The organism is Paenibacillus sp. 01T443 (assembly GCF_056398325.1).
In genome coordinates this window covers 18628-37228 of record NZ_JBFTPE010000023.1, presented here as the reverse complement: position 1 = coordinate 37228, position 18601 = coordinate 18628, and the positions used below count along the sequence as shown (strand labels likewise).

21 protein-coding genes are annotated in these 18601 nt (G+C 42.2%); all 21 read right to left on the bottom strand.

Annotated features, from left to right (window positions below; all coding sequences use genetic code 11):
* Positions 1 to 2: 2 nt before the first annotated feature.
* The 21 genes from msrB to AC1DLI_RS28355 all read right to left on the bottom strand — a co-directional run bounded on the left by msrB (position 3) and on the right by AC1DLI_RS28355 (position 18557).
* Positions 3 to 1124, bottom strand: coding sequence for a peptide-methionine (R)-S-oxide reductase MsrB (gene msrB / locus AC1DLI_RS28455; RefSeq protein ID WP_477608169.1), 1122 nt, complete (start codon positions 1122 to 1124; stop codon positions 3 to 5).
* Between the two features lie 31 nt (positions 1125 to 1155).
* Positions 1156 to 1698: a redoxin family protein gene (locus AC1DLI_RS28450; RefSeq protein WP_477608167.1), complete on the bottom strand. Its 543-nt coding sequence runs from the start codon at positions 1696 to 1698 to the stop codon at positions 1156 to 1158.
* A 21-nt stretch (positions 1699 to 1719) separates the two neighbouring features.
* The gene (locus AC1DLI_RS28445) at positions 1720 to 2430 is read right to left on the bottom strand and encodes a cytochrome c biogenesis CcdA family protein (RefSeq protein ID WP_477608165.1); all 711 of its coding nucleotides are present in this window, start codon (positions 2428 to 2430) and stop codon (positions 1720 to 1722) included.
* A gap of 241 nt (positions 2431 to 2671) precedes the next feature.
* Complete coding sequence (locus AC1DLI_RS28440; RefSeq protein WP_477608163.1) at positions 2672 to 2914, bottom strand: tautomerase family protein; 243 nt, start codon at positions 2912 to 2914, stop codon at positions 2672 to 2674.
* Between the two features lie 66 nt (positions 2915 to 2980).
* Positions 2981 to 3718, bottom strand: coding sequence for an SDR family NAD(P)-dependent oxidoreductase (locus AC1DLI_RS28435; protein ID WP_477608161.1), 738 nt, complete (start codon positions 3716 to 3718; stop codon positions 2981 to 2983).
* Positions 3719 to 3740: 22 nt separating this feature from the next.
* On the bottom strand, positions 3741 to 4400 hold the full coding sequence (gene wrbA, locus AC1DLI_RS28430) for an NAD(P)H:quinone oxidoreductase (protein ID WP_477608159.1): 660 nt from the start codon (positions 4398 to 4400) through the stop codon (positions 3741 to 3743).
* A 119-nt stretch (positions 4401 to 4519) separates the two neighbouring features.
* A complete protein-coding gene (locus tag AC1DLI_RS28425; RefSeq protein ID WP_477608157.1) occupies positions 4520 to 5155 on the bottom strand; it encodes a DsbA family oxidoreductase in 636 nt (211 codons plus the stop codon).
* Positions 5155 to 5694 (bottom strand): NAD(P)H-dependent oxidoreductase, encoded by a 540-nt coding sequence (locus tag AC1DLI_RS28420; protein ID WP_477608155.1) that lies wholly within the window; start codon positions 5692 to 5694, stop codon positions 5155 to 5157. Before AC1DLI_RS28420 ends, AC1DLI_RS28425 begins: the two co-directional genes overlap by 1 nt.
* 60 nt (positions 5695 to 5754) lie before the next feature.
* A complete protein-coding gene (locus AC1DLI_RS28415) occupies positions 5755 to 6078 on the bottom strand; it encodes an NIPSNAP family protein (protein WP_477608153.1) in 324 nt (107 codons plus the stop codon).
* A 34-nt stretch (positions 6079 to 6112) separates the two neighbouring features.
* The gene (locus tag AC1DLI_RS28410) at positions 6113 to 6436 is read right to left on the bottom strand and encodes an NIPSNAP family protein (protein ID WP_477608151.1); all 324 of its coding nucleotides are present in this window, start codon (positions 6434 to 6436) and stop codon (positions 6113 to 6115) included.
* Positions 6437 to 6496: 60 nt separating this feature from the next.
* Entirely contained in the window at positions 6497 to 7240 is a 744-nt protein-coding gene (locus tag AC1DLI_RS28405; RefSeq protein WP_477608149.1) for an SDR family NAD(P)-dependent oxidoreductase, read from the bottom strand.
* 261 nt (positions 7241 to 7501) lie between these two features.
* The gene (locus tag AC1DLI_RS28400) at positions 7502 to 8071 is read right to left on the bottom strand and encodes a TetR/AcrR family transcriptional regulator (RefSeq protein WP_477608147.1); all 570 of its coding nucleotides are present in this window, start codon (positions 8069 to 8071) and stop codon (positions 7502 to 7504) included.
* Between the two features lie 141 nt (positions 8072 to 8212).
* Positions 8213 to 9007 carry an SDR family NAD(P)-dependent oxidoreductase gene (locus AC1DLI_RS28395; RefSeq protein WP_477608145.1) on the bottom strand — a complete coding sequence of 265 codons (795 nt, stop codon included), beginning with the start codon at positions 9005 to 9007 and terminating at the stop codon, positions 8213 to 8215.
* A gap of 200 nt (positions 9008 to 9207) precedes the next feature.
* Complete coding sequence (locus AC1DLI_RS28390; RefSeq protein ID WP_477608143.1) at positions 9208 to 10257, bottom strand: helix-turn-helix transcriptional regulator; 1050 nt, start codon at positions 10255 to 10257, stop codon at positions 9208 to 9210.
* 461 nt (positions 10258 to 10718) lie between these two features.
* Entirely contained in the window at positions 10719 to 11444 is a 726-nt protein-coding gene (locus AC1DLI_RS28385) for an aldo/keto reductase (RefSeq protein ID WP_477608141.1), read from the bottom strand.
* A 106-nt stretch (positions 11445 to 11550) separates the two neighbouring features.
* On the bottom strand, positions 11551 to 13050 hold the full coding sequence (locus AC1DLI_RS28380; RefSeq protein WP_477608139.1) for a malate:quinone oxidoreductase: 1500 nt from the start codon (positions 13048 to 13050) through the stop codon (positions 11551 to 11553).
* A gap of 364 nt (positions 13051 to 13414) precedes the next feature.
* Positions 13415 to 13894 carry a carboxymuconolactone decarboxylase family protein gene (locus AC1DLI_RS28375; protein WP_477608137.1) on the bottom strand — a complete coding sequence of 160 codons (480 nt, stop codon included), beginning with the start codon at positions 13892 to 13894 and terminating at the stop codon, positions 13415 to 13417.
* A gap of 118 nt (positions 13895 to 14012) precedes the next feature.
* The gene (locus AC1DLI_RS28370) at positions 14013 to 15170 is read right to left on the bottom strand and encodes a Ger(x)C family spore germination protein (protein WP_477608135.1); all 1158 of its coding nucleotides are present in this window, start codon (positions 15168 to 15170) and stop codon (positions 14013 to 14015) included.
* Positions 15154 to 16644, bottom strand: a complete 1491-nt coding sequence (locus AC1DLI_RS28365; protein ID WP_477608133.1) for a spore germination protein — start codon at positions 16642 to 16644, stop codon at positions 15154 to 15156. Before AC1DLI_RS28365 ends, AC1DLI_RS28370 begins: the two co-directional genes overlap by 17 nt.
* Positions 16641 to 17771: an endospore germination permease gene (locus AC1DLI_RS28360; protein ID WP_477608131.1), complete on the bottom strand. Its 1131-nt coding sequence runs from the start codon at positions 17769 to 17771 to the stop codon at positions 16641 to 16643. The genes AC1DLI_RS28365 and AC1DLI_RS28360 overlap by 4 nt, the downstream gene beginning before the upstream one ends.
* Before the next feature lie 144 nt (positions 17772 to 17915).
* Positions 17916 to 18557 carry an FMN-dependent NADH-azoreductase gene (locus tag AC1DLI_RS28355; RefSeq protein WP_477608129.1) on the bottom strand — a complete coding sequence of 214 codons (642 nt, stop codon included), beginning with the start codon at positions 18555 to 18557 and terminating at the stop codon, positions 17916 to 17918.
* Positions 18558 to 18601 lie beyond the last annotated feature (44 nt).

The window sequence follows — 18601 nt, the reverse complement described above, 5'->3', positions numbered from 1 at the left end:
ATTTATTCAACGGCTGCACGTAAATAACCGTAGCCTTCCTGCTGCATGTTGTCCAGTGGAACAAATCGGATAGATGCGCTTTCGATGCAATACCTTTTACCTGTAGATTCGACAGGTCCATCATCGAACACATGACCCAGATGAATGCCTCCTACGCGGCTCTTAAGAGCCGTACGAACCATGTTGTAGCTGGTGTCCTTCTCATAAATCACTACATCAGGTTCAATCGGTCTTGTGAAGCTAGGCCACCCGCAGCCTGAATCATACTTATCGCGGCTGGAGAAAAGGGGCTCACCCGTTGTTATATCGACGTAAATGCCAGCATCATACGAATCCCAATATTCATTGGAGAAAGCTCTTTCCTCGCCCCCGAGCACCGTTACGTTATATTGGAGATCCGTTAATTTCGATTTCAGTTCCTCGTTGCTTGGGCGTGTGTACAAAGCAGGGTCTACTTTAATCGGCTCATCCAGAATGGTGAGATCCACGTGGCAATATCCTTCCGGATTTTTTACCAAATAATCCTGATGCTCTTCCTCGGCCAAGTAATAGTTCGTTAAAGGCAACACTTCCGTAACGATCTTTTTATCATATTTTTTCTGCTGATTAGCAATGACTTCCTTAATAACAGCTTCTTCGTTGTCATTTACATAATAAATGCCCGAACGATAACTGATCCCAACATCGTTCCCCTGCTTGTTCACGCTTGTTGGGTCGATGATTTTAAAGAAACGGTTCAACAGATCGGACAATTCGATCCGTGCCGGATCGTATTTAACCTCAACCGCCTCAGCGAACTTGCGGTCTTCCCGAACTACATCCCTATATGATGGATTTTCCCCTATACCATTAGCATACCCCGAGGTTACATCCTGAACACCAGGAATTCGCGACATGTAGGCTTCCACGCCCCAGAAGCAGCCACCCGCCAAATAGATGGTTTGCAGTTTGCTTTTCGAGTAATCAATCTTGTCATTCGGGTTTTCCGAGCTCGTAGTCGTAGTTCCTGCCTTAACCGTTGTGGCATTAGAAGAACCTGCGAAGCCCGAAAACAAATTTTGATTAGAGCAAGCTGTAACAAACAATAACAGCAGTAAAGAACTGATTAACAGAAATCTTTTCATGTTATTCCCTCCCTATTATCTTAGCGGTAATTTAAGAAATGCCAATAAAATTATTTTTTATCACATCGTTAGAATTGTGACCTGGCATGGATTTGACGAGAACGCCATCAGAACCGATGTAAAACGAGGTAGGATATCCTCTTACTCCAAACTTCTGAGCCCACTTTCCGTCTTCATCCAGCAATACTATTATGTTAGTGCCCGTTTGATCGGACTGAAGTCCCTTAAACCACTTGGTAAAATCTTTGCTTGATTGCTCCCCTCTATAATTCGGACTTACAATCGTGATTACCTTGAAACCATTGTCCTGCAAGGCCAATTCATTTATTTCATCCAGTCCAGCCAAACAGATCGAGCACCAAGAAGCCCAATACTTCACATACACTTTATCACCGGCAAGACTGGCCAAATCGACCATGTTCCCATCCAAATCTTTTAACTCAAACATGGGGGCAGCCTGTCCTTTATTCAACACAGATTGACCTTGCTGCACGGTGTCCTTATTCCCGCAAGCCGCGAGTACCGACAGCGAGAGTAAGATAATGATAGACATCAACCATTTGCCACTGATCATGATATAATTCCCTCCCATTTATTAGAATAAATTCACAATCGCATTTAATTGATTCGTCGTAAGCAGTACTCCCATCATAATGAGCAGAATACCGGAAATGACTTTTATTTTAGGCGTATGCTTGTTAAGCGCTCTCAGACGTCCTATCAACAAATCCGAGAAGATTGAAAGAACCAGGAACGGAATAGCCAAACCAAGCGCATAAATAAGCATATATCCCCCGCCCTGCAGCGACGAGCCTTCACTAGCGGAAAGACTAAGAACTGCGGCTAAAATCGGGCCGATACATGGCGACCAGCCGAAGCTGAACGTAAATCCAAGTAAAAAGGCCGCAGCAAATCCCTTTTTCCCATTCGTAGCTAGAGTCAGTTTTTTCTCGCGTTGCATGAAGAGCAGCTTGACCACGCCTGTTTGAAAGATCCCGAATACGATCACAATGGCACCACATATGACGATAAACCAGGAGGTATTAATAATGCTCCCCAAAGCCCCTGCTCCGAATCCGAGTAATACAAAGACGAAAGATATTCCGAGCATAAAAAACAAAGTGTTGCCGATCAGCTGAGGATGAATCCGCAGCCTTCCCCATTTGACCGTGTTCGTGTTACTTCCCTGGGTTACGCCACCGAGATGGGCAACATATACAGGCAATATAGGTAAAATGCATGGCGAGAAAAAAGAAAGCAATCCTGCGATAAACACACTTCCAGCGAAAACCTGTTCCACCAACATGGCAACAACCTCCTTTCTTTGCTTAAGTTTATTACTTTTCCAGCGTAAATGATCTACACTATAACGATCAGTTTCTATGAAATGATAATGAGTTTTCGAAACTGTAGCAAAACAAATTGAATACTTACTAGTAATAAATCTTCACTCCGAAGAATGCTGCGCACACAAAAACAGCAGTCCAAAGTTACCTTCGAACTGCTGTTTTTATGATGATTGACTAGTTGAAGCAAATACGAAATGATTACAAATCCGTCTTCATAGCGGCAAGCTTCCGGCGATACTCCAACGCAGGTAGTCCGCCCCAACCCCAATTATCGGTATCAACCTCTTCGATAACGACGAAGGTAGATTCTAACGGCTTGTTCAGAACGTTGAGCAGAAGATCGCTGACCCCTTTAATGAGCGCCGCTTTTTCTTCCGCAGTGACAGACTGACGATCTGGTGCTGTGCCCTCGCGAGTCACTTGAATCGTAACGATCGGCATAGATATTCTCCCCCATTTAAATCGGAAATGTTTAGTTTGGCTGTTTTGTTCTGCTGCTGCATTTGATTAGTGGCCAGCATTTTGTCCACCATCAACATAAAGGGTTTCACCCGTTACGAAGTTGGCTGAATCCAGATATAAGACAGCTTCAACGATTTCATGCGATTCGCCCATGCGTCCCATTGGATGAAGTTTAGCTAGCGCATCGTGTGATTCAACAGGGTGCATTGGTGTTTTAATGACACCCGGCGAGACTGCATTTACACGGATACCTCGGGTAGCATACTCAATGGCTAGTGATTTCGTCGCAGATTTTAGACCGCCCTTTGTCAATGAGGCGAGTACGGAAGGAACGGAAGCCGATGGTTGGTCAACCAGACTCGTCGTGATCGTAACGATGTGTCCCGTTCCTTGTTTCAGCATCTCAGCTACCGCACGTTGGGTAACATGGAAGAAGCCAACGACATTAGTCGATATATACGTTGCAAAGTCCTCTTCTGAATACTCCGTAAATGGCTTGGACATGAAGATACCTGCATTATTAACCAGCGTATCGACGCGTCCGAAGTGAGCCAAACTTTCGTCGATTAAGCGCTGCGCAATCTTAGGATCTGCAACATTACCGGCAACAAATCGCACTTGTTTTCCAGTAGGATCGATTTCTTTTGCAGCCTCAGCCAACTCTTGTTCTCGGCGTCCATTGATAACGACATTCGCTCCTCGATTCACCATCTCAACCGCCATAGCTTTCCCCAGTCCGCTGCTTCCACCGGTTATTACGAATACTTTTCCCCGAATACTCATTTGTTCATTCTCCTTTTCCCAATTATTGTCCTAAACCGTTTTTCAATGCCTTAGCAACCGTTACGGTGCGTTTTGCTTGATGTTCAGCTGCAGCGCGCACGTCTTCCTTCATCTTTCCATTTTGATCCACTGTCACGCTTGTCCCGTATGGGTTCCCTCCGGCAACAAAAACGGATGGATCAGTAAATCCGGGAGCTACCACAATCGCACCCCAGTGGTACATTGACGTATATAGCTGAAGGATCGTTTGTTCCTGTCCGGCATTTGCATTTTGAGCAGAAGTCATGGCACTAACGACTTTATTCACTGTTTTGCCTTGAGCCCAAAGACCGCCTGTCGTATCTAAGAACTGTTTCAATTGAGCTGGTAAATTACCGAATCGAGTTGGCATGCTAAAAATGATCGCATCCGCCCATTCCAGATCAGCTACTGACACAGTTGCGATATTTTGGGTTTCTTCAAGATGCGCTTTCCATGATGGACTGCTGTCAATTACGGATTGCGGCGCAGTTTCTGCGACTTTTAATACTTTCACTTCTGCCCCGGCTTGACGACCACCTTCCGCTGCCCATTGTGCCAATTGGAAGTTCGTTCCATTCGAGCTGTAGTAGATGACGGCCAAATTAACATTTTCTGACATTTGTGTACTCTCCTTTTTAAATAGCTTTTGAATTATGCCCATTAGTATCGCTCCAAACTTTTTTTAATATTTGCTGAGTGCCGAGACCATATCCGCCCGCGGATGCGGACAAATGACCAGAAAGTTGGCTTTGATATCGTTCTGTAATTCATCGCAGCAGCTTAACTGTTTTCAAAAACGTTTATAAATTCACTAGGAGATTGTAGGCCATTTAGGCTGATCTCCTCATTAATTACAAAGTAAGGGACTCCTCTGATTCCCAGCTTTTGCGCGTTGCGTTGTCCTAATTCAACTTTTTCAAGTCCTTCGCCTTGAGTAAGCCGCATTTTGAGTTCAGCTGCATCTTCAGTGACCCCGCTTGTTCTTGCTATTTCCACAAGTTTATCCACATCACCGATATTAATACCTTTTTCAAAATAAGCCGTATAGATCTTCTCAATCAATTGCTCTTGCAAGTCCTCTGGCGTAATCGCGATTAACTGATGGGATAACGTCGTATTCGGTGTATATTTCACAATATCCATATTAAATGTAAGGCCGAAATGAGCACCGGTTTCGTTATACTGCTTCATTCTTGCTTCGAATTGTGCATTACCGCCTAACCTGCCAATCATAACCTGCCGATAATCTTCTCCTTCAAGGCGAATACCGGGGTTAAGCTGATAAGCATGCCAACGGACGGTTGCCTTCGTTCCTTCTTGCAATTGTTTCAAAGCGGATCGCAGACTGGTCGTTCCCATACGACACCAGGGGCAAATCGTATCCATGTAAACGTCAATGGTCAAGTTTTTCTTCATTATTTAACCACTACTGGCTTTACCGTTTTAATGTATTGAACGTAATCGATGCTGCTCTGTGCCAGACGTTCCTCCGTTACATCAGAAGTATCGTTTAGTGAAAAATGAGGCAGGTAAGTGGCACTAATGAAACGAGCAAGCGCTTGTATTGGATTCAATATTTCTTCCAGCGTGAGACGATTGGATCCCGTTGCTTGATACGATTCCTTCGTACCATAAGTCGAGATCGCAACACCGATTTCTTTCCCTGCTGTTTTAGTGCCTTCCGGTCCATAGGCCCAGCCATACAACAATACGGAATCAAACCATTTTTTTAGTAATGGCGGCGTGCTGTACCAATAAAGCGGATATTGAAAAATAATCCGGTCATGCGCCTCAATTAACTGCTGCTCTCTAGAAACATCAATATTTTCGTCTGGATATTCTTTATATAATTCATGAATCGTGATATCATCATGCTTTTTCAATTCTTCCACCCATGATTTATTCCAGTTGGATGCTTCGATGTTCGGGTGAGTAACGATTACTAATGTTTTCATTTTAGTTGCTCCGTTTCATATAATATTTTTTTAATTTAAAAACAGTTACCTGTATCATTTTTATTTATTTTCGAAAAATACTGTATTTTTCATAAATACACTTTCTTGTTTGTTAACTAGTGGACCATTGAGTTCTGAGATTCGTTTTACTTCAATCCATTCAGGATCGTTGCGGAACCGATTGTAGTTAAGGTTACGCATCTCCATATTGGCATGCTCAACAACATAATAAAGGCGGTTGTTTGCTTCATCCGCATCTTCCCAAAAATGCGTCACTTTCATGCCATGATTCATAAATAATTGAATAACATGATCTTTGAATCTATCCTGAATAACCTTCATCTTACCTGGATTTACATCATAAATTCGCAGCTCATACAACATCTCTTCCCTCCTCCATTTAGAAAAATGGTTCTATTTATACCTTTTGGAAAAAAGACGCTTCATTCATATAAACGATTTCAATATTCTCATGCAGCGGACCGTTTGGTTCAGTTCTTTCTTTAAGCTCCAGCCATTCTTGATCCTCCAGAAAGGCTTGGAAATTTCGTTCACGCGATGCCGCGTCCCGATGCTCAAGCACGTAATACAAGCGATCCCTCGTTTCGTCTGCGTCCACCCAAAAATTCGTTACTTTCATTTCATGCTTTGCAAAAATCCTTATCGTATCATCCCGAAACCGGTTCAGTATCGCCTGCATGCGGCCGGGAACCACTTGGTAAATCCTCAGTTCGTACAACATAAAGGCCGTCCTCCTTTATTTAAATTCTATATTTTCCCCATTCAAAAGTTAATATCCGGATTACCATTGGCCGGCGTTTTGACCGCCATCGACATGTAGAATCTCTCCAGTCACGAATTGTGCTGATTCGAGATACACAATTGCGTCAACAATATCCTGAACCTCGCCCATTCGGCCCACTGGATGAAGTTTAGATAAATATTCATGTGTCTCAACCGCATGCATCGGCGTCTTAGTGATCCCTGGCGCCACAGCGTTCACGCGAATACCTTTGTCCGCATACTCAATCGCCAATGATTTCGTTGCCGCGTTTAAGCCTCCTTTGGTCAGTGCGGCAAATACGGATGGCACGGCTTTAAGTGGCTGCTCTACGACTCCGCTTGCCGTGATGTTGACGATGTGGCCGGAACCCGTCTTCAGCATCTCGGTCACCGCGCGCTGAGTAACTCTGAAAAATCCTGCCACATTGATGGACATTATCGATTCAAACTCTGATTCAGTGAAGTCTGTGAATGGTTTCGCTATAAAAATGCCGGCATTGTTCACCAGTGTGTCAATACGTCCAAAGCGCGAAAGTGCTTCGCCGATTAAACGTTCAGCTATTTGGGGATCTGAAATGTCGCCGGCAATGTAAGCGACATGCGCTCCTGTCGGATCGACTTCTCTTGCCGCTTCTACCAGCGCTTGTTCACGGCGGCCATTAATGACTACATTGGCACCGCGTTTCACCAGTTCAATTGCCACTGCTTTTCCAATACCGCTGCTTCCACCTGTAATTACTGCCACTTTACCTTGAAAACTCATTTCTTCGTCCTCCTGTATCTACCTATTAAAAGATAGATTTATCATATTGAAATCCTGTCTTCTTCTCTGAATAGCAGAATCCATTTAAACCGAATTCATGCATACTCGACGACTAAGAAGTAACTGTTGTGTTCTGGTTCATGTTGAAATTCTACCTTTTAGTAGATAGATTGTCAACCCCGAATGTAAAAGTTTATTTACCTTCTTGCGTTTTGCCTACCTATCAAAAGATAGAATGTGGTTTGAAAAATATCCGCCTCTCTAAGATAAAGCGGATATTAATCCTTCAGCAATCATATCAAACCTATTTAAATCCCGAAAACTTCTTGCAAGTAATTGTGCACCCTGAAGTGATGCAAGAAATTGATGAGCCAGCACATTCGCGGCACCATCGAAGTTTAGTTGCTCTTCACTCCGCCCCTGTTCCAATACTCGTTCCAACCATGTTAAATTGGCGGTGAATAACTGAGCGAGCCCTTCTCGTGTATTATTCGATAAAGTAGCCAGGTCAGTTGAAAGCATTACACCCATACAAGTACAATAATTTTGAACAGGGCCACTGTAGAGCAAAATGAATTTGCGCAGTTTTTCTAAATTGTTCTGTGTCTCGGCATCAATTTGAGTTATTGCAGAAATGAAATTTCTGTGATACCTCGCAATCAACGCTTCTCCTAGATCCTCCTTGTTAGGGAAATAGTAATGAATGCTTGCAGTACGTATCCCTACTTTTTCTGCAATGTGTGCATAGCTGAATCCGTTAAACCCAAATTCCTGAACGATCGACTGAGCAGTATCCAATATAATTTCTGCTGTATTCTTGTTTTTGTTCATGATGCAATTCTACCTTTCAATAGGTAACCTGTCAACTTTGGGTATTAGCTCTTCTAGATGAAGCAGGATTTAGATGAAACCCATCCGCTGTAGTTGCGTTTATAAATTGCCCCTTTCTCCTTTAATCTTATCCAATTAAATTTAAAAAATCGTAGGTATCATTCCCCCATCCATACGGATTGGAGAACCTTTAAATGCGGATGCATAAGGACTGCATACAAAAGTAGTTAGTCTACCTATTTCAATAGGCTTGATAAATCGTTGAATTTCAGATTGAGGTAAGTTTGTAGTCATAAATTCTTTCTCTTTTTCTGAAAAAGTCATATCTTCATTAGGGTAAATACCCTCAATTATTTGATGGACATTTTCAGAGAGTGTTGGTCCTGGCAAGATCGAATTGACTGTAACTTCTGTTCCTATAGTTAATTTAGATAAACTTTTTGACAATGATAATAACATTGATTTTGTCATACAATACTGAGGCATTTGTCCTGAAGGCATAATTGCTTCTTCACTTGCAATAAAGATAATGCGGCCGTAATCATTTTTCAACATTTTAGGTAAATAAAATTTAGATAATCCATTTGCAGCAAGAACATTAGTACGGAAGTAATTTTCCCATATTTCATCATCAACGTCCTCATATTGCATCATTTCATAAATACCCATGTTGTTTACTAAAATATCAATATACGGATGTCTTTCAAATAAAGCTTCTCTTTGCCCAATATCCACAATATCGGCTGTAGCATTTTGAGGAAAGGTTGCCGGGAATCCTGCCTTAATTTCATTTACAGTTCGTTCTACCTCTTCATAATTTCGTCCATTAATTAGTACGTTAACCCCTTCTTTGGCAAGCTCAATGGCAATTGCTTTTCCAATACCTTTCGTTGATCCTGTAACTAAAGCTGTTTTATTGTTTAATCCCATATCCATCATACATTTCTCCATTTCATACACGGCAAGCTGATTAGTCGTCATTTTTAAAACAGTCTTGTGCTCCGGATAGTGATTATAATACCTTGTTTGGATTGTTCAGTAACTAGCATACTGCGCCAAAGTTCTTGCTTTACACGCCAAGTGATAAAATCAGTAAATATTGGCTCTCTGTAGAATTGGTTAGGTTGGGAATTCCATTAACGAACAGTCAGCATTCCTAGGCGTGCATCTGATATCGAGTTCGCACCTAAATGTACAGCACGCCAATTTGAAGGAGTATCACCTTYCCAAAGCCGGAAAGCGCGGTAGAACGAGTTCTGGTCTTCATATCCAATCAAGAAAGCCACTTCTTTAATCTCGAGTGAGGGGTCTGCCAAGTACTCTCGTGCCTGCTCATGTCTAGCTTGTGTCAAGAGCTGCTTGAAGCTCGTGTTTTCGTCAGTAAGCCGGCGCTGTAAGGTACGATCGCTCATCCCCAACTCCTTTGCAACAGCCTGCATGTCAGGGCGCCCTCCAGTGAAGCTGCGTTTCATGATCCATTTGACCATCTCGGTAATTGAGCGGCTGCGCTGCTGTTCATCCAACGAACGGTCCAGAACGGGAGTCAGGATCTCCAGCAACTCTTCGTTGTATGAGACAAAAGGGCAATCCAGATCTCTTCGATGCAGCGTCAACCGATTACATTTTGCACCAGTCAGGATACGGCAGCCGAAGTAAGATTCAAGGGCCTGTACATCGCCCATTGAGTGCGTAAATTCGACGAGCCGCGCCGTCAGAGGTTGACCTGTTCCCCGCCGCCCGAGCTCCAAGAGAAATGCCAGCGTGATACCAGCCAGCATCTGCGGACCGGGTTGCTCGGTATGCAGCCATTCCAGTTCGATTGTACAGTGATCGCCCTCCTCGGTGATATGTAAGCCTTCGGGGGGGCACAGTTGTTTGTAGCGAGCCATTCGGTTTAGAGCGTCGCGATAGTCACGAGCGTGGTAAGTAGCTAAGACAGTCGGTGGGTACTTCACTGTTTCAAAGACGGTCACTAGCTTGATGATTCCTTCGGCAGTATCACCAATGAGATCGGAATAAGCCTGCCAGATCGCGAAATATTGGGCAGTGGTGACTACTGGTTCAGTAATAATGGTGAGCGGCAGTCGTGCTTTGCGAGCTACATCGTGGGCGGCAATCCCTAATTGACATAATCCTGCCCAAAATCCTGGCGGGATTTTAATACGGTCAGAGGTATGAGACTTCATACATATAGGCCTCCTTTAGCTGCTTACATATTCATTAGTTATGATTGTGATTGGGTATCCTGCCTTGTTGATGGGACAGCTGCTATTATTTTACCTCTAAGCAGCCCATATTTTTTATTAACAAAGGCAAATACCCTGTCATGACTAATTTCATGACATACAATACATTTTGGTAAACCATTTTTCTAGGAGGTTAAAAATACGACATGAAAAAGAAGTCGAGGAAGTTAAAGAAATTATTTTTACACGGTGAAGTCATTGAGAGCTCTTTTAATGAGCTAGAAATGTTGGAAGCTCGACATGATAGCTATCCCAAATCATTGCATATTCAAGTATTAGATGCTTTGGCGTCTAAGCCCACCCATATAAAACGAAAGTCATCCTAAACTCACATTATTCTTGAGATGCGAAAGCTCCTGACCTTTGTGGGTTAGGGGCTTTTTGATGATTGCGGTTCCTTGTTAGTTTGATCCATTATTGTCGGTCGGGAAGTTTGACTCAATATGATCAAGATCTTCTGGTTGTAAATCCCAACCTAGAGCATATAGATTATCAACGATATGTTCCTTGTTCGCGGCTTTAGGGATAGTTACCAATCCTTCCTTCCTTAATAACCAGTTTAAAGCCACTTGATACGCTGTCTTTCCATATTTAGCTCCAATTGCATCTAATACATTTCGTTCATTTGTTCCGACCTCGGGAAAACCATTCATGCCAAACACTTGTGGAGCAAAGCCGAATGGCGAATACCCCATAACAGTTATCCCATTTTCTTTACAATAAGGGAAAATCTCATTCTCAACTCTTCGATCATTCAAGTGATATGCTACTTGATTACAAACTAGTGGGATATCGCCTAAACAGCGTTGTGCTTCCCGCATTAACTGGGTTGTAAAGTTACTTACCCCAACATACTTTATTAATCCTTTTTTTACCAATTCAACCATGGCTTCCATCGTTTCCGAGACATTATGCTCTTGGCTTGGCCAATGCTGTAAATACAGATCGATGTAATTTGTTTTTAAACGTTCTAAACTTGCCTCAGCCGCTCTTAAAACACCTTCGTAAGAACAATTTTTTGCAGAAACCTTTGTTACAAGGAATACATTGTTTCTTAAATCTTGGATCGCTTGGCCGACAATTTTTTCAGCTCCTCCTTTACCATATTCTTCTGCAGTATCTATCAATGCGATTTAGCATAATGAACCCCCTAATAAATTGCTCGATATGTTAATCCATGAAGATACAGCAAAAGCCGTTGATTATAAGTCAACGGCTTTACATCCGAAAAAATTAATTATAGGCTAGCTCTTTTTCGCGTAGACTAAGCGTTTCTGCTGTTGATGTATGAATTTCTTGCAGAAGCTCCGGATTTTCCATTAGTGACACACCATAAGAAGGAATCATTTCTTTAATTTTCGGTTCCCACTCTTTCATTTTTTGTGGGAAGCATTTTTTAATTACCGCAATCATAACATGAACAGCAGTAGAAGCACCTGGAGATGCACCTAGTAATGCTGCAATGGATCCATCAGCGGCACTAATAACTTCCGTACCGAATTGAAGCGTGCCTTTGCCGCCAGCTTCAGTATCTTTGATCACTTGCACACGCTGGCCTGCTACTACTAAGCCCCAATCCTCGCTTTTGGCGTTCGGAATAAACTCTCGTAATTCTTCCATGCGCTTTTCTTTCGATAACATGACTTGCTCAATCAAATATTTCGTCAAAGACATGTTTTTTGCGCCTGCCGATAACATCGTTACGAGATTATCCGGTTTTACGGAAGTTACCAAATCAAACATGGAACCGGTTTTTAGAAACTTCGGCGAGAAGCCGGCAAAAGGTCCAAATAGCAATGATTTTTTATTGTCGATAAATCTTGTATCAAGATGCGGAACAGACATTGGAGGAGCTCCAACCTTAGCTTTGCCATACACTTTCGCATGATGCTGCGCTACGACATCCGGGTTATTACACACCATAAAGATCCCGCTCACCGGGAATCCTCCAATATGTTTACCTTCAGGAATACCGGATTTTTGCAATAAATGTAGGCTTCCTCCCCCGCCTCCGATAAAGACGAATTTTGCGTTATGGCGTTCGACGTTACCGCTGTCGTTCCGTATTTTCAATTCCCACGAGCCGTCGTTAGTACGTTTAATATTATCAACGCTGTGTTTGTATTTAATTTCGGTGTTTTTACTCTTTAAGTGGTCAAACAAAATGCGCGTTAAAGCACCAAAATTGACATCAGTTCCAGTGTCAATTTTAGTTGCTGCAATAGGTTCATTCGATTGACGACCTTCTATGATAAGCGGGATCCATTCCATCAGTTTTGCAGGGTCATTGGAAAATTCCATCCCTTGAAACAGAGGATTATTTGACATCGCTTCAAATCGTTTCTTTAAAAAAGATACATTTTGTTCCCCTAGTACCATACTCATATGAGGCAATGGCATGATAAAGTCCTGCGGATTACTTATTAGCTTACTGTTTACAAGATAGGACCAAAACTGCATTGAGAGCTGGAACTGTTCATTAATTTTGATAGCTTTGCTAATATCGATAGATCCGTCTGGTTTTACGTCTGTGTAGTTAAGCTCGCAAAGTGCTGCATGACCTGTTCCTGCATTATTCCATTCGTTAGAGCTTTCCTCACCTGCATTTTCAAGTTTCTCAAAAACTTTAATTTCCCATTCCGGTACTAATTCTTTCAGAAGTGTACCTAAAGTCGCACTCATGATTCCGGCACCGATTAAGATGACGTCTGTTTTAGTTTCTCCGTTGCTCATTATTACCATCCTTATACCCTAAAATTTACAGAAAGGATGTAGGCGCTCCTGCTTAGGTGTCACACCAAGCCAAGGTGCGAACTTGTCACACACCTTTTCTGTTTTAATCATAACCCTACCATAGTGATTTACAATTATTTATAGATTAATATATCTACTATTATCAGATAATTATAAGCTATTTGAAAGCTGGTGAAAAGTGAGAAGTTCGTCCACAAGGCTGTTCTTGTCTCAGGATTGGATAAAGTTCATAAATGCTACGAATAATGAAACCAATAAAAAGAGAACCGTAAATAATCGGTTCTCCTTTTCTTTCACAAGCTATTTTGCTCTTCTCTGAGCTTTGCAGTGTTTTTGTAAGTGATTAGCTCAAGCCCGCTTTCGATAATCCAAACGCTGCGTCAGCTGAACCCGGTACGGTCTTAAAGGCTACGTTTATACGGTTCCAAGCATTAATCGCCATGACCGAGAAAGTCAGATCCGAGATTTCTTTTTCAGACAATTGCCCGCGAACACGGTCATAAACCTCGTCCGTAACACCATGCTCAGGTATTTTGGTTAAGATTTCGGTCCATGCCAGCGCTGCCCGCTCACGTGGAGTAAACAATGTTGATTCCCGCCATATCGAGATGTGGTAGAGGCGAAGCTCGCTCTCGCCATTGATCTTAGCCTGCTTGACGTGCATGTCCAGACAGAATCCGCATCCATTCATTTGCGACGCTCTAATGTGAACGAGATCAAGTATCTTCTCTTCCACTGCGCTTGCCTTCTCTGCATTGCTGAATTCCATCATTTTCTTGAAGAGTTCTGGTGATTGCTGCATATAATTTATACGTTGAGTCATAATTGTGTACCTCCTAATTTTTTTTACACTAATAAAACGATTGTCGACTCTGATGTGTGACATCAAACGTTTTTTATTTTTCTCCACCTTTTTATTGCTATTAAATTAGAGGAAACAACTATTCAGGAAGCACTCTCCCTTTATATTTTCCAGTTTGAGTAAGTTTCACTTTGACATCAATCTTATTTAAGGTATCCTCTTTTAATACCAAATGGTCTCCGTCGTCTAAGCGATGCCATTCTTTGGGGTTGTTTCTATAAATTTCTCCAAACAAATTCAACAGGTCCGTCTGTTTGGAAAGCCCTTTCCGATACGTCGATAGGATTTCAGCTTGAACCACTTGTGCGGCTTGTTCTTCCATCGTCTTTATGGAAACATTCTCCGACATTTCTTCAACGGCTGCACGAACCTCTATGTATATGTTAAAACGGGCTTTATCTTGTTCAATTAACGGCTGTACCCTATGGCGAGGTTTAGTTAATACTAACGCTCCTGCCGGTTTTTCATTATCGGGAATATTAATGAATACGCGTTTCGAACTTTTTTTAAACCATCTCACACCTTTGAGATCGTCTTCAGAAAACCAGCCCTTCAATTGATGTTCGTGCATGGCGAATGCACCGTCTATTTTAAACATGGTTATTTTCTTTTGATCTTCCTGCCATTCTTGTTTCGTGATGGAGAGCGTTGGAAGAATTATCGTTCTGCCCTTTTCATTTAATTCTGCAATGTTCTTGTAACCATACTGAGGCTTAATAGAGGATCTCTGCTCATAGGTTTCCTCGGGCGTATCCATGATTGTATCCAGGGGAGATATATAAAGCAGCGATTTTTGTGATAAAATTTTGGAGAAGCTTTCTTTCGTACCAAACAGCAAAATATTGTATCGGACTTCATGATAGCGATTTATCGCATCATAGGCTTGTCTGAGCGCATTTTTGTCTTTCAATATAGCTTCCGAACAGACGATCGCTTTGATATGCCCCCAGTATAATTTTATTTGTGATGTCGCATAAAGCGAGGTTAACGCTTCATTAGCCGTCTTCCCCTCTCCCCTGCCAATCCATGTCGGCACATTTTTGCCTATCTCGAATTTATCGCTCCTTGCCACGTTCAAAAAATTAAGGATCTGTACATACGCTATAAAACGTCCATCCTTATAATCAAGCCCAAGAGCCGTAACATAAGCCATATTTTGAATGGTTTTGGAATCCCAACATCCTGACGCCGATAATAGCACAGCCAGAACGATAGACAATTTAAGGATTACTTTCATGCGGCTCTTCCCCTTGCTTATCGGAATCTAAGGTGTTTAGGTCGGCAGGTCTTCTTCTATATTCTCTCCAAGGAAGCCGAAAAATAGATCTTGCCATCTCTTTAAACACCGGAGGCGACAGAGGGGACATGTAAGGAACTCCGAAGGAGCTCAGTTTGCACATATATCCAATAAACAGCACAACACTAATGATTAACCCAAACATCCCTAAAACGGCAGAAACGAAAAAAAACGCGAATCGGAGTATGCTAACGGCGCCGTTTAAATTTTGGCTGACTAAAGTTGCGCCCGTCACTGATACAATGGCCCCAACAATGATAACACTTGGGGAAACGAACCCGGCTCGAATGGCTGCATCCCCAATAATTAACCCGCCTACAACGGTCAATGTCTGGCCAAAGGCACTTGGGAGGCGAAGGCCTGCTTCTCTAAAAATCTCCAACAGCATCAGTAATATCAACATTTCAATTTGTCCAGAGAACGGCAGACCAAAGCGTGCCGTGGCAATGGTTGCCATCAATCGAAAAGGAATCTGATCCGGGTGAAATGAAGTGAGGGCTACCCAAGCGCCCGGCAATAGGACGGATAAGAGAAAACTGATTATACGAATCAAACGTGCAAACGAAATATATTGGAAATTGAAATAGATATCTTCAGGTGATTTTAGTAAAAGTAAAAAGGTCCCCGGCCCAATTAGAACCATTGGGTTACCGTCCACGATGATGACAAATCTTCCGTTCAGCAAACTGGTGACTGCCTTGTCCGGCCGTCCGGTATAATCAAATAAGGGCATCAGGGTGTACGGCTTATCGGCAATCTTCTGCTCGAGTTGATTGATGCTTTGAAGTCCGTCTACATCAATCTTATTCAGTCTTTTTCTAACTTCGTTTAGCACGTCGGGAGAAATAATATCCTTAAAATATAACAAGCCTACCTTTGTTCTTGTTCTTCTTCCGAGCGTAAAAGTTTCATAACAGAGGGATTGGCTGCGAATACGTTTTCGAACTAAGGCCACATTAACAACGATATCTTCCACAAATCCATCTTTTGGTCCATTGATAGAAATCTCCGTGCTTGATTCCTCTGGTGTACGATCTGGACGACGGGCGATGTCCATTTTAAATAAAAGGTTCGTCTGTGAGAATAGCAGAAGGAGATCGCCTTGAAAGATCCATTCGGAAAGTTGTTCCTGAGAGGGATTGCCCTCTACCGCTGTTAATGGCAGCGGGACAGAAATAGTATCCAATTGCAGGTTAGATAACTTTTGCTGCCGGTGCAAGCTAACAAGCTCTGGAAGAATGACTTTTGCAATCTGTGAGGAATCRCACAATCCTCCGCTATAGATGAGAATAACTTCGGCAGTGCCTTCTTCAAATCGATATTCCTGTATTTCAACGTCCGCAGAGTGAAGAAATTGCTTTTTGAATTTCTGCTTATTCCAACCATTTACCGATTCAAGTTTAGTTCCAATCATGCGGTCTCCTCCTTGAACTTCTTGGAAAATAACGAGATTGATATGCAAACGATCGATACGAACAAAGCCACCCCTAAGGAAATTGGAAAATAAAATCGATACATCCATAAATAAATCGTATATTTCTCAAAGGGAAACATTGATATTACTATATAACTGATTGTAATGAAAAGGATAAACCGATTGCGTTGTCTCAAATTTGTAAAAGGCATCATTTCCGCCAGTAATAATTGTGCGAAGCCGACTCGAATTATCGCGCCAGACATCCACTGGAATACGGATAAAAAATCGACATGTTCGATATTACTGCCCAATTTGACCAAGCGCCATTGTTCATACGGAGATTCAGACTGTTTAGCAGCTTCAACAGGACCGAATTCGGTCACAGCTCCAATAATGGGGCCAACCGAGATGTACACCATAAGCACTGCAAAAATGGCGATTTTCCACACCCGAACTCCCGACTTCAGACGATGTTGGATTGCCATGATCATCAGCAGTTCAATAAATCCGCCACCGGCATAAAGCATGCCATGTATGACGGGCTGCCATCCATGCTCCAGAATCGGCTTTAAAAGCGTAAAATCTTTCTGCGTGGTGTTCGAGAAAGCCACAAAATACCCAAGGGCAATCACAATGGGAAGCAAGATACCCGCACTGATAGCTATCATCCGTATGCCTGATGTAGCGTAAAAGTGACATACTAAGGCTAAAACAATGACCAATGCAAATTTGGGTGTACCTGGCATATAATCAATATTAGTCCAGATAGCGGTATACAGGACAGTAGACAATCCGATCAGGAACAACTGCAAGCAGATCGGAATTACAATCATCCAAGATATTATGTTATTGGTCTTGCTAGCTAACCAAGGCTGCAGCTTCTGCTGGCCCGATCTCTTCATAAACAAAACAAGGAGAGCACACCAAGGAAGATATAACAAACCAACTAATAAAACAGAAATCCAGGCATCCCTTCCAGATGCTTCGAGGAGCAACGGGTTGATGATTACATGAGTCATAAGCCCATTCATAAGCATAAAAATCATGCAAACTTGTAAAAAACTGATTTTACCGATTGCCTTATCCATAGCCTTCACCCAACCTAACCAATAATTACGAAACATATATATTGTTCCTTTAGGTACATTAATTATTCTTAAATGGAAAGTAGTGGATTGGAATGCCGCCCTAACGGCTTAACGCTTATCGGCAAAAAAAAAGACAACCACGAAGAGTGGTTGCCTTAGTAATGAATGAGTTTCTTGCTGTTAAAATGTTTTTGCTAATTCTCGCGCTTGTTGAATAGCCTTCTCTTTAATGGCAGGTGCTTGATCCGGTGTTGCGGCCATCCCTTCAATGAAAATGCCTTCAAGCGAAGGAACACCTAAAAATTTCATAATGACGCCCAAAAAACGATGACCCATCTCAAAGTCTGCCAATGGACCTCCTTGCGTATATACACTGCCGCTTGCTTGGATATGCATCGCTTTTTTATCTCCAAGCAAACCAATAGGCCCTGTTCCCGGAATAAATTTGAACGTTTTTCCAGCCACGCATACGGAGTCAATGTATGCTTTCATAATAGGAGGAAATGAAAAATTCCACATGGGGTTAACAAATACATACTTATCTGCCGCCACAAATTGATCTACCAGTTCGCCGAGACGGCTTACTTTAGCTTTTTCTGACTCTTCTAATTGCGCAAATTCTGTTCCTGTACTTAATTTTCCCCAACCGCTAAAAACATCAGCGTCAATATGAGGAATGTTCATTTGGTAAAGATCAAGGTGCAAAACTTCATCATTTTGATTAGCTTCGCGATAGGCTTCAATAAATTCATTCCCTACAGATAAGCTATATGAGGATTGCTGATCATGAGGGTGAGCTGTAATATACAAGACTGTTGCCATTTTAGATTGCCTCCATTATTTTAATTTCACTTTCTATTTCCAAA